The organism is Ensifer adhaerens (genome assembly GCF_013283195.1).
GTDB classification, from domain to species: Bacteria; Pseudomonadota; Alphaproteobacteria; order Rhizobiales; family Rhizobiaceae; genus Ensifer; species Ensifer adhaerens_G.
In genome coordinates this window covers 565577-579205 of record NZ_JABEKT010000002.1, presented here as the reverse complement: position 1 = coordinate 579205, position 13629 = coordinate 565577, and the positions used below count along the sequence as shown (strand labels likewise).

Sequence of the window (13629 nt, the reverse complement as noted above, 5' to 3'; positions counted from 1 at the left end):
GGCGGCAATAATCCGACATGGGGTCGCGATCACCCCACGAGGCGACAGCCGAAGTATCGCGTCCATTCAACCGCTCAGACGGAGGACGCGTTATGCCGTCACTTCTTGAAATTTCCCCCGACAAACTTGCCCGCCTCATCGGCACGCCCAAATGTCCTGTGCTCGTCGACGTCAGGACCGACGAAGATTTCGACGCCGATCCGCGCCTGATCCCCGGATCGCTCCGGCGCGACTACCGGCTGGTTCAGGACTGGGGTCAGGATTTCACTGGCCGATCCGCCGTCATCATCTGCCAGCGCGGCAAGAAGCTGAGCCATGGGGCCGCCGCATGGCTGCGACACGCGGGCATTCCGGCCGGTGTCCTGGAAGGCGGCTTCGAGGCCTGGGCGGAGGCCCCCTATCCGGCTGTGCCCGTCTCCGCCATGCCGAAACGCCAGGCAAGCGGCCACACGCTCTGGGTCACGCGCGCACGCCCGAAAATCGACCGGATCGCCTGCCCATGGCTTATTCGGCGCTTCGTTGATCCGAACGCCGTCTTCCTGTTCGTGGCACCCGCGGAAGTCGAAGCTGTTGCGGATCGTTTCGACGCCACGCCGTTCGACATCGACGCTCCGATTCAATGGAGCCATCGGGGCGACCACTGCACCTTCGATGTGATGGTGCAGGCGTTCGGGCTGGAAACGGAACCGATGCTGCGGCTCGCAACGATCGTGCGGGGCGCGGACACATCACGCCTCGACCTTGCTCCCGAGGCGGCGGGCCTGCTTGCCGTTTCTCTCGGCCTGTCGCGCATGTATGCCGACGATCATGAGCAATTACAGGCAGGCATGCTGCTCTATGACGCCTTTTACCGCTGGTGCCGCGATGCCACCGGCGAAACGCACAATTGGCCCTCGCCCAAGAAGGGGGCATGAAATGACCGATATCACACACACGACCGAAACCGGCAGGGCGTCGGTGCCCCATGGCCATGGCATTTCATTCTCCGAAGCGTTCTGGGTCTGGGTCCGGATCGCCGCTCTGAGTTTTGGCGGCCCGGCAGGGCAGATCGCGGTGATGCATCGCATCCTCGTCGATGAAAAGCGCTGGATTGGCGAGCACAGGTTCCTGCATGCGCTCAACTACTGCATGTTGTTGCCCGGGCCTGAGGCGCAGCAGTTGGCAATCTACATCGGCTGGCTCCTGCACCGTACCGCCGGTGGCCTCGTCGCCGGCATCCTGTTCGTGCTTCCGGGCTTCCTTGCCATCCTCGGCCTCAGCTACGTCTATGCGGCATTCGGTAATGTCGACCTGATCGAAGGACTGTTTTTCGGGTTGAAGGCGGCCGTGCTTGCCGTCGTCATCCAGGCTGTTTTCCGCATCGGCAGCCGGGCGCTGAAGAACAGACTGATGATCGGCATCGCGGCTTTGGCCTTTGTCGCAATCTTCTTCTTCCGCGTTCCCTTCCCGCTGATCATCCTGACAGCCGGCATCGTCGGCTACATCGGCGGACGCGCGGGCTCGCCACTTTTTCGCATCGGTGGCGGCCACGGCAAGGCAACCGGACCGGTCCTCAATGACGCGGATTCGGCGCTCGGCGAGCAGGTGCCGATCCATGCCCGACCCAACCTCGCCTGGTCCCTCAAAATCTCGTCCGCGTTTCTCGCCTTGTGGCTCGTGCCGCTGGCGTTGCTGTTTGTGGTCCTCGGACCGACCAACGTCTTTACCGAGATCGGATGGTTCTTCAGCAAGATGGCGGTCGTCACATTCGGCGGCGCCTATGCGGTGCTCGCCTATGTCGCACAGGAAGCCGTGCAGCATTACGGCTGGCTCCGGCCGGGCGAAATGCTCGACGGTCTCGGCATGGCCGAAACGACGCCTGGGCCATTGATCATGGTCGTCCAGTTCGTCGGTTTCATGGGCGCTTACCGCGATCCCGGTACGCTCAACCCGATGACCGCGGCCACGCTTGCAGCACTGCTGACGACCTGGGTGACCTTCGTGCCCTGCTTCCTCTGGATCTTCTTAGGTGCACCCTTCATCGAGAAGCTGAGGGGCAATGTCGCGCTCACCGGCGCCATGTCGGCCATCACCGCCGCCGTCGTCGGGGTCATCCTCAATCTGGCGGTCTGGTTCGGCCTTCACACGTTGTTTTCACAGGTCGTCCCGTGGCGTCTCGGCTACCTTACACTGGATCTGCCTGTCTTGAGCTCACTGGTGTTGCCCTCGCTCTTGCTGACACTTGCGGCGGCACTGGCGATCTTCCGCTTCAAAGCCTCGGTGATCGCGACGCTGCTCGCCTCGGCGCTGGCCGGCATGGCGTGGGTCCTTGTCGGCGCATAGGGGAACGACCGAGACCATGGTGCAAGCCTGCGATTGCCAAGCGGGACGTCGCGGCCATCAGGCCGCGGCATTCTCCGTCGCCGGCATGTTGGCGTCTCCCCAGACTTTCAGCGCCAGGATGACCGGCTCCAGCGTACGGCCTCGTTCCGAGAGATCATAGTCGACCCTGGGCGGGACCTGGGCAAACACCGTGCGCGTGATCAGGCCGTCGGCCTCGAGTTCGCGTAACTGGTTAGTCAGCATGCGCTGGGTCACGTTCGGCAGCTTCCGGCGGATTTCGTTGAAGCGCAGGGTGCCGGACATCAGGTGGTAGAGCACCACCCCCTTCCACTTGCCGTCGATAAGGCTGAGCGTCGCCTCGACGGCGCATCCGGGGCTGCAGTCGAAACGGTCGTGGCGCGTGCGTCCCATCCAATGGTATCCTTTTCGACACTATGGGCGTTATATGTGCGTTCTTGCGATACCTGATCATAGTGCGCATCTTGTCTGTGTTCAACCGATGGAGCATTCAATGCGAGCCGTAGCCTACCAAGTCCCCCAAGCGATCGAAGCCGAGATGTCACTGGTCGATATCGACCTGCCGCGCCCGGAGCCCAAGGGCCGGGACATTCTCGTCGAGGTCAAGGCGATCTCGGTCAACCCGGTCGACACCAAGATCCGCAAGAGCGCAAAACCAGAAGCCGGCCAGTGGAAAGTCCTTGGCTGGGATGCGGCCGGTATCGTCAGCGCCGTCGGCCCGGACGTGTCCTTCTTCAAGCCCGGCGACGAAGTCTTCTATGCCGGCGCCATCAACCGCTCCGGCACCAATGCAGAGTTTCACCTGGTCGACGAACGTATCGTCGGCCGGAAACCCAAGTCGCTGGATTTTTCCGCCGCGGCCGCCCTGCCGCTGACATCGATCACCGCCTGGGAAATGCTGTTCGATCGCCTTGACGTCACCCGTCCTGTACCGGGCGCTGCCCAAGCGATCGTCATCATCGGCGGTGCCGGCGGTGTCGGCTCGATTGCCATTCAGATCGCGCGGGCGCTGACAGACCTCACTGTCATCGCCACCGCCTCGCGTCCCGAGACTGTGGAATGGGTGAAGTCACTCGGTGCCCACCATGTCGTCGATCACCGCCAACCGATAGCAGCGCAGATCGAAGCCCTCGGGATCGGCCAGCCCGGCTTCGTGTTTTCGACGACCAATACGGACGATCATATCGGCGAAATCGTCGAGCTGATCGCGCCGCAGAGCCGCTTCGGACTGATCGACGATCCCAAACAGTTGGACGCGCTCCCGCTCAAGCGCAAGAGCATCTCGCTGCACTGGGAGCTGATGTTCACCCGCTCGCTGTTTGCGACCGCCGACATCGACAAGCAGAATGCCCTGTTGAACGACGTGTCCGAACTGGTCGATGCCGGCAAGATCAAGTCCACGCTCAACGAGGATTTCGGAACGATCAATGCGGCAAACCTCAAGCGCGCGCACACGCTGATCGAGTCCGGCAAGGCCAAGGGCAAGATCGTGCTTTCGGGCTTCTAGCCGCGCGGGCGAAAAGGCCTACGCGTCCTCCGCAACGGCATGGTGTCTGTCGCAAAGCCGCCCCGTCGGGGCGGCCATCGCCGGCGCATGTACAAAATCAACCGAGAACACGACGACGAGATGGTCGCGGATACGACACGCGCGCCGCCCGGCGGCCCCATGCAGTGCAACCGGCCGCGCCTCCCTCCGCCCGTCGTCCAAGGAAAAAGATGATGATACAGTCAACGGAGAAGCTCATTTCTCTGGCAATCCTGACGGCCCGGCCCGGCAACCGAGATGCATTGCGTGACGGGCTGCTTGCCCTGGTCGAGCCGACCCGCAAAGAACCCGGCTGCCTCGACTACGTCCTGTTCGAAATGCAGGACGCGCCGGGAACGTTCTACATGCGCGAGGCCTTCACGAGCCGCGCCGCGCTCGACGCGCACTTTGAGACCCCGCATTTCCGAGCCTTCGCTGCGACGGTCGAGAGTTTGCTTGCCCGCCCGCTGCAGCTGGTGTTTCTCGACCAGCTGTCAACCTGAGGAAATCCGGGCTTTCGTCCTTCGTGATGCGCCTTGCCACCCTGGTGGCGGGGCGTTTTCGCTTTCGCCGTAAAACCGGCGAGCACCGCAGCGATTGCCCGTGTGCGAGCGTTCAGATGGCCCAGAAAGGCGTGTCACGCAGCGGTCACGCGCAAAGGGAGAAGAGGCGTGCTACCACAACCATACCCGAAGCGGCGCGAGTGTTTTTCGTCAATCGCCGTATAGTGTGAGTGAGATCATGCAACGCTATCTTTTCCATATCCACCTGGCAGGTATCACAAGCCGCGACAGCGTCGGCATGCTGCTTGCCGATGACAGTCAGGCAGTCGAGCATGGCCGCCTGGTTGCGGACGAGATCGCCGAAGAGGATGACTACCGCGGCGTCATCGTCGCGGTAGAGAATGCCGAGGGCCGTTTGCTGGCAAGGCTGACGGCTTCCAGGGCCATGCCCCCCTGGCTGATCGCGAGATCAAGGTTCGAGCATGCCTGGGCGGAAATGCGAATTGATTTCAGCAAATTGTAATCTGAAGATTTCAGCACGAACATATTAGACAAACGGCTGGAGCAACCTGCCGGCAAAGAGGAAGAGGCATCGGCGATGCCTCTTCCTTTGATACCATTTCAGAATGTCGCCTTGGCGCTCAGGATGAAGGAGCGACCAGGCTCGTAGAGTGGCGTGACCGTGCCGAATTCCTGGCCATAAGTGGCGCGCTCCGAATAGGTCTCGTCGAAGACGTTCTTGATTTCGGCGCGCAGCGTCAGGTTGCTGTGGCTCGGCGGCTGATATTCGACGAAGGTGTTGAACACCTTGTAGCCTTCGAGCGTCGGCGTTCCAACCACGACATCATCATTGTCGAGCGCGATCTCGACATCGCCGCCGACGGTGACGCCCCAATCGATGAAGCTATGCGCCGCCACCAGCGTGATGAACTGGCCGGCAGGTGCTGCCAGATAGATCCCGGTGTCGGAGTCGGCCGGCTTGCCGTCGATCGAAACATCTATGTTGGCGTATTTGACCTTGAAATATCCGTCACCCCAGTCATAGCCCGCACCAAGCTCGAAGCCCTTCGAGCGCACCTCATGGTTCTCGATCGCCCTTACCACCGCGTACTTGGCGGTGCGCGCGTTGTCGATATCGGTGCGGAACAGGCTGCCCTCCACGGTAAAGCCGTCATGCTTGGCGACAAGGCCGAAGGCGTAGTTGTCGGCTTTGCTCGTTTCCGGTCCGTCCCCGTAATTCCATCGCGGGTTCATGATAAAGTTTTCGGCAAGCGGAACCCCGGCCCAGACGTGGGAGTAGCCGGCTTTCGCCGTCAGCAGGTCCTCGATCAGGTCATATTCGCCGGAGATATTGCCGCTGAAACCGGCATTGTCCCACTTTTCATTTGTCGTGCCGGTGAACCATTGCTGGTCGCCGCGCATGCCGAAGGAAAGACGGGTGCGTTCCCAGGGCTCCAGCCGCGCCTGCGCATAGATGCCGACATTGCGGGCGCGCTCCGTCGAGGCGTCGAAAGGATCTTCGAGATCCGCCTTGTCGTTGTAGAAATCGACGCCCGCGGTGATGCTGCCGAGATCGAAGCCGAACCGGTTTTCGAACTTGCCATTGAAGCTGCCGGTTTCGCCGGCACCGGGATAGGGAACGGATACCGTGCTTGGCGCCACCGGCCGGGGAAAGATCGGAATCTCGAGCCGGGTCGAGCTGTAGGCCAGCACCACGGTCGGATCCCACCAGCCCTCAGGCGTGCTGTCGGTATAGGAGAAGACCGTGTTCTGCCGGTCGAGCGTATAGTCGCGCACACGCGGTTCCCACGGCGGGCGACCGCTGATGAAGCCGGTATTGGCGCGGAACGGGCGCGGTGCATCGTCATAGACACGCTCGTGGCTGAGCTCGAACCGATCGCCACTCTCAAACTCGTAGGCGACCTTGCCTATGCCGCTCAGCAGATCGGTGCTTGTGCCTTCAACGATGCTGCCGTTTCCAGCTTTGAACTCATCGCCCTTGGCGAAGTTGAAATAGCCTAGAAACTCCAGCCCTTCCTGCATGCCATAGGCGGAAATCCCGGTCTGGAAAACCTTGCCGTTGAAATTGTAGTTGGACGAGACGAAGCCACCATAGCCGTCGCCGTCGAGCAGGTCGCGGGCGTCCTTCGTCTCATAGGCAATGGCGCCGCCGAGCGCGCCCGGTCCTGCGTCCGCGGGCGCGATGCCGGCGTCGACCCGTACCGCCTTCAGCAGGCTCGGATCGATGAGGTTGGTACCGTTGTGATGGAAGACCTTGTTGTTCTGGCGGCCGCCATCCATGGTGACGGCAAGATTGGTTTCCTCGATACCGTGGACATAGACCTTCTGCGACATCGGCAGCGAGCTTCCCACCGAGATGCCGGGCTCTCCGCGAAAGACGTCGGCGATCGTCGCTGGGTTGCGCAGTTCAAGATCTCTCTGGCTGATGACGATTTCACCGACCCCGGTTGCGTCCCCGAACACCGAGATCGGATCAAGCGCCGTGGAGCCATCGGCCGGCACAACCCCCGCACCGCCGCCGGCCGCGCCTGTCCCGATGACAGCCGTCCGGCCGCCAGAGATGCGATGTTCGATACCCGTGCCCGAAAGCAGCCGTGCAAGTGCCTCCTCCGGCGCGTAGGAACCGACAACGGCCTTGGACATGACGCCGCGCGAGACCGAAGCGGCGAGCGTCACCTGCAGGCCCGATTGCCGGCCGAAGACGTTCAGCGCATCGGCAAGCGGTTGGGCGGGCACGTTGAAGCTGCGTGCAGCGCTCGCCTGGGACGTTGCATCCTGCGCAAGTGCCGGGCTCGGCCAAGTCAGCGTCGAGGCCAGGCAGATCGCCATTGCCGTCGTTGCCATCAGCCGTCCGATCGGACGCCCGCCGTCGTCGCCCCACTTCAAACGACGGGATCCCTTGCGGCCTTGCGATATGCACATCGTACTCTCATCTCCTTGAACTGCGCCCCGTTGCCGAGCGCTTTCCAACAAAGACGAGGAACTCCATCTTTTTTCTCAGATAAATTGAATCTTTTTGTCAGGATTTTCAGTATTGCGTCAGCAGGCGACCGTAGGTCGAAAATGTCCGCACGCGGCCGCCATAGGGCTCGACCAGCGCCTTCAAGGCACTGTCCGGATCGTGAAGGTCGTAGAGACCGGTGACCTTGAGACCGGCGAGCTTTCGATCCGGCACCGCGATCCACGCCGAATGATAGCGTTGAAGCTGTTCGGCGACCGCGCCGATGGAAGCATCCTTGACGAAGATCCGTCCGCTGCGCCAGGCGGCGACCTGATCGGGCTGGATGGTATTGCGGGTAACCGCACCGTCATTCCTGTTTACGACAGCCATCTCGCCTGGAAGCAGCCGGAAGTCCGGCATTTCCCTGGCTTCAGCGACCGACACCTGGACGACGCCCCTTTCCAGCTCGACGGTCGTTTCCTCACCCGCAAGCCGGACGTCGAACGCGGTGCCGACGACCAAAACCTCGACGCCTCCAGCCTCCACCGTGAAAGGGCGCGCCGGATTGTGTGCGACATCGAAAAACGCTTCGCCGGCAAGCAGAGTGACGTGGCGGCCGGCGGCCGTCATTTCGGTCTTGATGGCACTGTCACCGCCAAGCTCGATGACCGTTCCATCCTCCAGCGCCACCCTGGCATTCTGGCCGGTGGCGGTGATGTGGTCCGCCTGAAGGCGGATCAACAGCGACGGGCCTGCAAGGACGAGGAACAGGGTGGCGGCAATAGCAGCGGCGGAGGCGATCACCGGGCGGCGCCAGCGGCGGCCGGTGATCGGAATGACGTTGGCGCGCGGTGCGTCCGCCCACAGTTGCTCATGCACCGGGGCGACTTCCCCCATAAGCTGCCATGTGCGAAGCGCATACTCCCACGCCCGCCGATGATCATCAGAGCGATGCAACCAGCGCTGGAAATCCGCGGCCAGATCGGGACAATTGGGCTCAGCCTTCAACCGCAGAAACCAGTCCATGGCTTCTTCCAGGGTAACAGCTGCGATTTGCTGATCTTGGGTCAATGACATCCTACGCCGGTCTGGCCTCTTCAGAGGCACTTCTACCCGAACAATCCCTCTTTTGACAAAGACGAATGACGCGCTTTTTTTTCTCAGGGAGCGACCACTTTAAGTCGCGTTGACCAGAAGTGCTGTGGCAACCTTCATCATCGCCGCGGTGACGTAGCGATGCGCGCTGGCCGTGGAGATGCCGAGATGGGCTGCTACTTCGTCAAGCGTGTAGCCGCCGAAGCGATGCATCTCGACAGCCACCCTCGCTTCAACCGGCAGTTCGGAGAGGATCTGCGAGATCCGCCTGATGTCGTCGCACAGCAAAGCCGATTGTTCCGGCGTCTGCACGTCGGCAGGAACCGACCAGAATGGGACGTCGTCCTGATGACCGATTGCGGCCACCTTCCGGCGCCTCAAAACGTCGAGCGAAAGGTTCCTGACCGTACGGTAGAGATAGGCGAGGAGCTGGCCCTTCGAAACCGATCGGGTGCTGGAAGGCAGGAACCGAACAAACGCGTCCTGGACGATATCTTCGGCAGCATCGCGCGAACCGAGCAGGCGAACCGCATAGGCGATGAGCGCCGGACGGTGGGCAAGAAAGATATCGACGCGCGTTTCGGATTGGGTCTCGGTCGTCATGGGATCCTGGCCGGGAACGGGTTCGTCCGCGCGTGGTGCTTTGCGCGAACGGGCGTAAAATTGAAAACATGCCTATAATAGTCAAGTTTAAAATTCGACCGAACACCAACTTTTGCCGCGGAAGAAGGCGAGTGTGTCTCAATCGCCGCCATGATCGACGGGGGGTGCCCTTGCACCCGCCAGGTGACGTGAACGGCGCAAGGCCGCCCAGTTCAAGAGATGCCGGATGACTATCACCACAACCAACGGGCATCACCAACCACCGGTGGCCATGGCGTTTCCGCACGTCTGAAGAGGCTACATCAGGCCATCACCGCAACCTGGACATCGAACCGGCATGGCGCCGCTGCGTGAGGCCAGACACGCCTCCAGCCGGAAGCAGCAGACCACGAACGCGGTACAGTCGCGGCATGACATGTGACGATTGGACCTGGTGGGGAATGGACGGACGTGGCCGGTGTCGGCCGCAGGAGGCTAAGTGGGCAGTTGATCGCCGGCGCCCTGCCAGAGAGAACAGCACGTTCCGACGACAATAGCTTACGGCCAACATGCGGTTGCCGGATATGGCCGTGCCGCTGTTTGCAGACTGCGGGACTAGCCGCCCATAACCTTCCGCATGGTGTCGTCGCGGACGACAGCCTCGGAAGTGCCACTGAAGACGAGAACCTTCTTCGCCGCGTCTTCGGCGAGTGTCTCCCAGCTGTTTCTGATCGTCGTCGCCATCTGGATCCAGGATCGGTCGACGCTGTTCTCCTCGAGCGCCAAGATCAGCGCGTCCATCCGCTCCACGCACTCGTCAATGTTCACATGCAGCCGGGAAGCCTGGTCGAGCGTGATGCCCGGATGCTGCAGCAGCCTCGGAATGGTTGTCGCTGCCTTTTTGACGAGTTCGTCTTCTTCGATCAGCGATCGCTGCCACGCCTCACACATAGCTGCCCCCATCCTGTCCTTGAGCGACAGGATCGGTGCGCGCCCCGCAACGGTCAACTAAGCAAAACGGGCATGGCTGCGGCAATGCATCCGTCATCCGGACAGACGCGTAGTCCTTCTGGACGTACCACGCGCTGCAAGGGTTCGGCATTGAGCAAAAGGTGGAGATCGCAAGCCCTTGCCGCCACCTGTCCTCGCCCGCCGGCTCACTCGCCGTCTCATCGATCCATGTCTGCACGCCGCTGTGCAATCGACAGCTATCGCAGAGACGTCACCGCACTGGGCCGCTCGCCGACGCCGCATCAAACGATGGTGATCTGGTTGCGGCCGTTGCGCTTGGATTGGTAGAGGCCATCGTCGGCCCGCCGCAAAATATCGCCGATGCTGGCGTCGGACCGGGAAATTTCAGTGAGCCCACCGCTAATCGTGGAGAAAAGCGCCAGCTTGCTCTGCAGCTCCAGTGAGATCTGCTCACGCAACTCATTGGCAATGAGGTCACCTTCGCCGCTTGTCGTTGCCGGCATCAAAACCACGAACTCGTCGCCGCCCAGGCGCGCCAGGACATCGCCGGACCGCAATGCGCGTCGGCAGACAGTTGCAATCGTCGCCAGCAGCTCGTCGCCGACGGAATGCCCCAGCTCGTCATTGACCGCCTTGAAGTTGTCGACGTCGAACATCAGAAGGGATGTTGGTGTGCGGCTGCTGGAGGAGAGATCGAACTCGACTGCAAGCACATCGAGCAGCTTTCGGCGATTGTAGAGCCCGGTCAGCGGATCGGTTTCGCTTTGCAGGCGCAGTTGATGCTCGACGGCATTCTTTTCCGTGATGTTGCTGGCAACCCAGACCACCGCGTCTTCGTCGTCGACGGGGAAATCGAGGGCCTGCACCCGTCCTTCAAACCAGATCGGGTGGTCGGGGCCGGCTTCCTTCAGGCCCTTAACGTCGCTGCCGGCGAGACTGTATTCGACGATGTGCAACGCCCGCGAAGAAAGCGCCTTCTCGATCTCCAAAGCAAACCAGCGCGCCTTGTCATGGGCCAAGACGTCGAAGACACTCTGACCGACAAGATTGCTTCCGTCGTGATAGTAGCGGTGATCCGATCCGCCAAACAGGGCGGCATAGTGCCCACTGCGCGTCAGGATGAAAGCGGGATCGGGCAGCGCCGCCAGGATGAGATTGAGTTGATCGAGCGAGAACCGCACCGCGTTTTTCACGGGTGCATCCGCGCCGGCACGACTAGGCGGTACGCTCATGACGATGGTATCCAGGCATTGACTTCTTCCCTTGTCTCTTCTGCCCATAAACGAAAGGGCAGGCTGCACGGACTTGGCTCAAGGCGATGCTGTCGCAAAAATCCTTCGAAATATTCAATTTTTCTAAGCTACATCCATCAGCGTTCTCGTGAGGCCCGGAGCCATTCGAACCGCAAGTGCGAATGCCGCGTTCGACAGCGGGTAGCCTCTTGGTTTATGCACCAGGCTCCGATGTCGGCGGAGGGCATTATGCCAACAGATGATCTGCTCCAGAAATCGCCGCGCCCTTTGCCGCCGCTAAACGCGCTGCGGGCCTTCGATGCGCTCGCCCGCTGCGGTAGCCTGCGCGCGGCCGCGATCGAGCTCGGTGTCGTGCCCGGTGCCGTACGCCAGCAGCTTGCAAGCCTTGAGGAACATTTCGGCTTTGCACTACTCGATCGCGAAAGCGGACGGGTGACGCTCAATCCGGCCGGGCAAAGGCTCGCCGATGCCGTCGGCGTCGCCTTTGCCATCGTGTCTCGGGCCGCGGAGGAGATTTCGTCGAGCGGTAGCACGGTCCGGCTGCGGCTCGGTGTTCCAATGCCGATGGCATCCGCATGGCTGATGCCACGTCTGGCGGCACTGTCGAGCGCCGTTCCTGGGCTCGAGGTCGACATCATCCCGGTTGCAGTCACCCAGTCGCTGACCGACATGCCCGAAATCGACGCCCTGATCGTCGGTGGAGAGTACCGGCCGCTCCCCGATATAACGGCAGTCGCCTTCATGGCCGATCGGTTCGGCCCGGTGCTTGCAGCCGGACAACCGTCACCCGCCGACCTGGCAGACATGACGGCGCTGATCGCCCGCAACGTGGCGTATCTCTGGGACGACTGGTTTCGCGAAAGCGGCAATCCACCCATCCGCTTTCGCAAGCGCATCGAGGTGGACGACCTGACGCTGGCCCTCAGTGCCGCCCGCAGCGGGCTCGGCGTCACCATTGCCCCGGCGGCATCGATCGAGGCTGAGCTTGCCTCCGGCGCGCTCGAAGCGCCCTTTGGTTTCGTTAGCCGGCCGACCGGTTATCGTTTCTGCTGTCGCATCGCCGACAGGGATCGCAAGCCGATCGCAGCGCTTCGGGCCTGGCTTCTCGCAGAGGGGCAGAACCTGGAAGGAAAACTACCCTCCGCCGCAGTTTAATGTCTCTGCCCGTGGGCATGTTGCCCGGACTATGCTGCCGGCACCACAGACAGACAGTCAGGACCCTCACCATGACCACTCCCAGCCATCCGTCCCGCATCGAGTGGGTTGGGCAAAGCTGCGCCCTGCTGCGCACCATTGCCGCCGAGTTCGAGACGACGCGCCCGTTCAACGGCCTGACCATCGGAACGGCGATCCATCTGGAGCCGAAGACGGTGGCGCTGCTGATGACACTCAAGGCCGGCGGCGCCAAACTCGTGGCGACCGGCAATCTAAACAGCACCCAGCCGGCGACAGTCGATTATCTGAGACGTGAGGGCATCACCGTCATCGGTGGGCAGACCACCGATGCGGCCGCGCATTCGGGCTTCATCAACGAACTGCTCGATCATCAGCCCGACCTGCTGCTTGACAATGGCGGCGACCTTTTCGCCCGGGTCGCCGAACGGCCCTACGCGACATTGCTCGGTGGTACGGAAGAGACCACTTCCGGGCGAGCCCGGCTACGGCCGATGCGCGACGCGATCGGCCTGCCCGTGCTGGTGATCAACGACAGCCCCATCAAGCAGTTCGCGGAAAACCGCCATGCAGTTGGCCAAAGCCTGTTCGAAAGCTACATGCGGTTCACAAATCGCTCGACCAATGGCAAACGGGTGACCGTTTTCGGTTATGGCGCCTGCGGCAAGGGCACCGCTGCCTGCTTTCGCAATGCCTACAGCGCGGTCAGCGTCGTCGACATCGACCCGGTCGCCGCACTCGAAGCCCATCTCGACGGCTTCTCGACCCCAAGGCGCGACGACGCCATACGCTCGGCCGACGTCATCGTCACGGTTACGGGCTCCGCGAACATCCTGACGGCCTCCGACCTCGCGGCGTTCAAGAACGGCATCATTCTCCTCAACGGTGGGCATTTCCCGCACGAGATCGACATCGCCGGCATGCGCGCCGACACCGCGGTGGTGTCGGCGGAAAACTACCTCGACGAAGGCATCGAGACGCTCGCCCTTGCCGATGGACGGCGCGTCCACAGTCTCGGCGCAGGCCACATGGCCAATCTTGCCGGGCCAAGGGCCCTTGGCAATTCGGTCGAATCCATGGATCTCGGCTTTGCGCTCCAGGCCCGCTGCCTGGAGAGGGTGGCGAGCCGGACGCTCGACGCTTCGATGTGCGTCGTGCCGGTCCCCGGCGACATCGACGCCATGGTCGCATCCGCCTATCTCGAACTGAACCGCTGAGGGAACG

At 62.1% G+C, this 13629-nt stretch carries 13 protein-coding genes; 7 read left to right on the top strand and 6 right to left on the bottom strand.

From position 1 onward, the window contains the following. Positions 1–92 precede the first annotated feature (92 nt). Both LPJGGPFB_RS19185 and chrA read left to right on the top strand, forming a co-directional pair. Positions 93–914, top strand: coding sequence for a chromate resistance protein ChrB domain-containing protein (locus LPJGGPFB_RS19185; RefSeq protein WP_173421529.1), 822 nt, complete (start codon positions 93–95; stop codon positions 912–914). Position 915: 1 nt separating this feature from the next. After that, positions 916–2322, top strand: a complete 1407-nt coding sequence (gene chrA, locus LPJGGPFB_RS19180) for a chromate efflux transporter (RefSeq protein WP_173421528.1) — start codon at positions 916–918, stop codon at positions 2320–2322. 57 nt (positions 2323–2379) lie between these two features. Here the strand turns inward: chrA and LPJGGPFB_RS19175 are convergent, their stop codons facing one another. Then, entirely contained in the window at positions 2380–2733 is a 354-nt protein-coding gene (locus LPJGGPFB_RS19175) for a winged helix-turn-helix transcriptional regulator (RefSeq protein ID WP_173421527.1), read from the bottom strand. A 100-nt stretch (positions 2734–2833) separates the two neighbouring features. Between LPJGGPFB_RS19175 and LPJGGPFB_RS19170 the strand changes: the two genes are divergently transcribed. From LPJGGPFB_RS19170 to LPJGGPFB_RS19160, 3 genes are all read left to right on the top strand, one after another. Then, complete coding sequence (locus LPJGGPFB_RS19170) at positions 2834–3847, top strand: zinc-binding alcohol dehydrogenase family protein (RefSeq protein ID WP_173421526.1); 1014 nt, start codon at positions 2834–2836, stop codon at positions 3845–3847. Positions 3848–4059: 212 nt separating this feature from the next. Beyond that, the gene (locus LPJGGPFB_RS19165) at positions 4060–4368 is read left to right on the top strand and encodes a putative quinol monooxygenase (protein WP_173421525.1); all 309 of its coding nucleotides are present in this window, start codon (positions 4060–4062) and stop codon (positions 4366–4368) included. Positions 4369–4606: 238 nt separating this feature from the next. Further along, positions 4607–4891 carry a DUF6894 family protein gene (locus LPJGGPFB_RS19160; protein ID WP_173421524.1) on the top strand — a complete coding sequence of 95 codons (285 nt, stop codon included), beginning with the start codon at positions 4607–4609 and terminating at the stop codon, positions 4889–4891. 98 nt (positions 4892–4989) lie between these two features. Here LPJGGPFB_RS19160 and LPJGGPFB_RS19155 read toward each other — a convergent pair whose 3' ends face one another. The 5 genes from LPJGGPFB_RS19155 to LPJGGPFB_RS19135 form a co-directional block, all read right to left on the bottom strand. Continuing rightward, positions 4990–7311 (bottom strand): TonB-dependent receptor, encoded by a 2322-nt coding sequence (locus tag LPJGGPFB_RS19155; protein ID WP_210264525.1) that lies wholly within the window; start codon positions 7309–7311, stop codon positions 4990–4992. 106 nt (positions 7312–7417) lie between these two features. Then, positions 7418–8356 (bottom strand): FecR family protein, encoded by a 939-nt coding sequence (locus LPJGGPFB_RS19150; protein WP_173422237.1) that lies wholly within the window; start codon positions 8354–8356, stop codon positions 7418–7420. A gap of 150 nt (positions 8357–8506) precedes the next feature. Beyond that, positions 8507–9028, bottom strand: a complete 522-nt coding sequence (locus LPJGGPFB_RS19145) for an RNA polymerase sigma factor (RefSeq protein WP_173421523.1) — start codon at positions 9026–9028, stop codon at positions 8507–8509. Between the two features lie 594 nt (positions 9029–9622). Further along, positions 9623–9958, bottom strand: a complete 336-nt coding sequence (locus LPJGGPFB_RS19140; RefSeq protein WP_173421522.1) for a hypothetical protein — start codon at positions 9956–9958, stop codon at positions 9623–9625. A gap of 302 nt (positions 9959–10260) precedes the next feature. Then, positions 10261–11211, bottom strand: a complete 951-nt coding sequence (locus LPJGGPFB_RS19135) for a GGDEF domain-containing protein (protein ID WP_173421521.1) — start codon at positions 11209–11211, stop codon at positions 10261–10263. Between the two features lie 249 nt (positions 11212–11460). On the opposite strand from LPJGGPFB_RS19135, the gene LPJGGPFB_RS19130 reads away from it, so the two are divergent. Continuing rightward, positions 11461–12387 (top strand): LysR substrate-binding domain-containing protein, encoded by a 927-nt coding sequence (locus tag LPJGGPFB_RS19130; protein WP_173421520.1) that lies wholly within the window; start codon positions 11461–11463, stop codon positions 12385–12387. A gap of 71 nt (positions 12388–12458) precedes the next feature. Further along, the gene (locus tag LPJGGPFB_RS19125; protein WP_173421519.1) at positions 12459–13622 is read left to right on the top strand and encodes an adenosylhomocysteinase; all 1164 of its coding nucleotides are present in this window, start codon (positions 12459–12461) and stop codon (positions 13620–13622) included. The last annotated feature ends 7 nt before the right edge of the window (positions 13623–13629 follow it).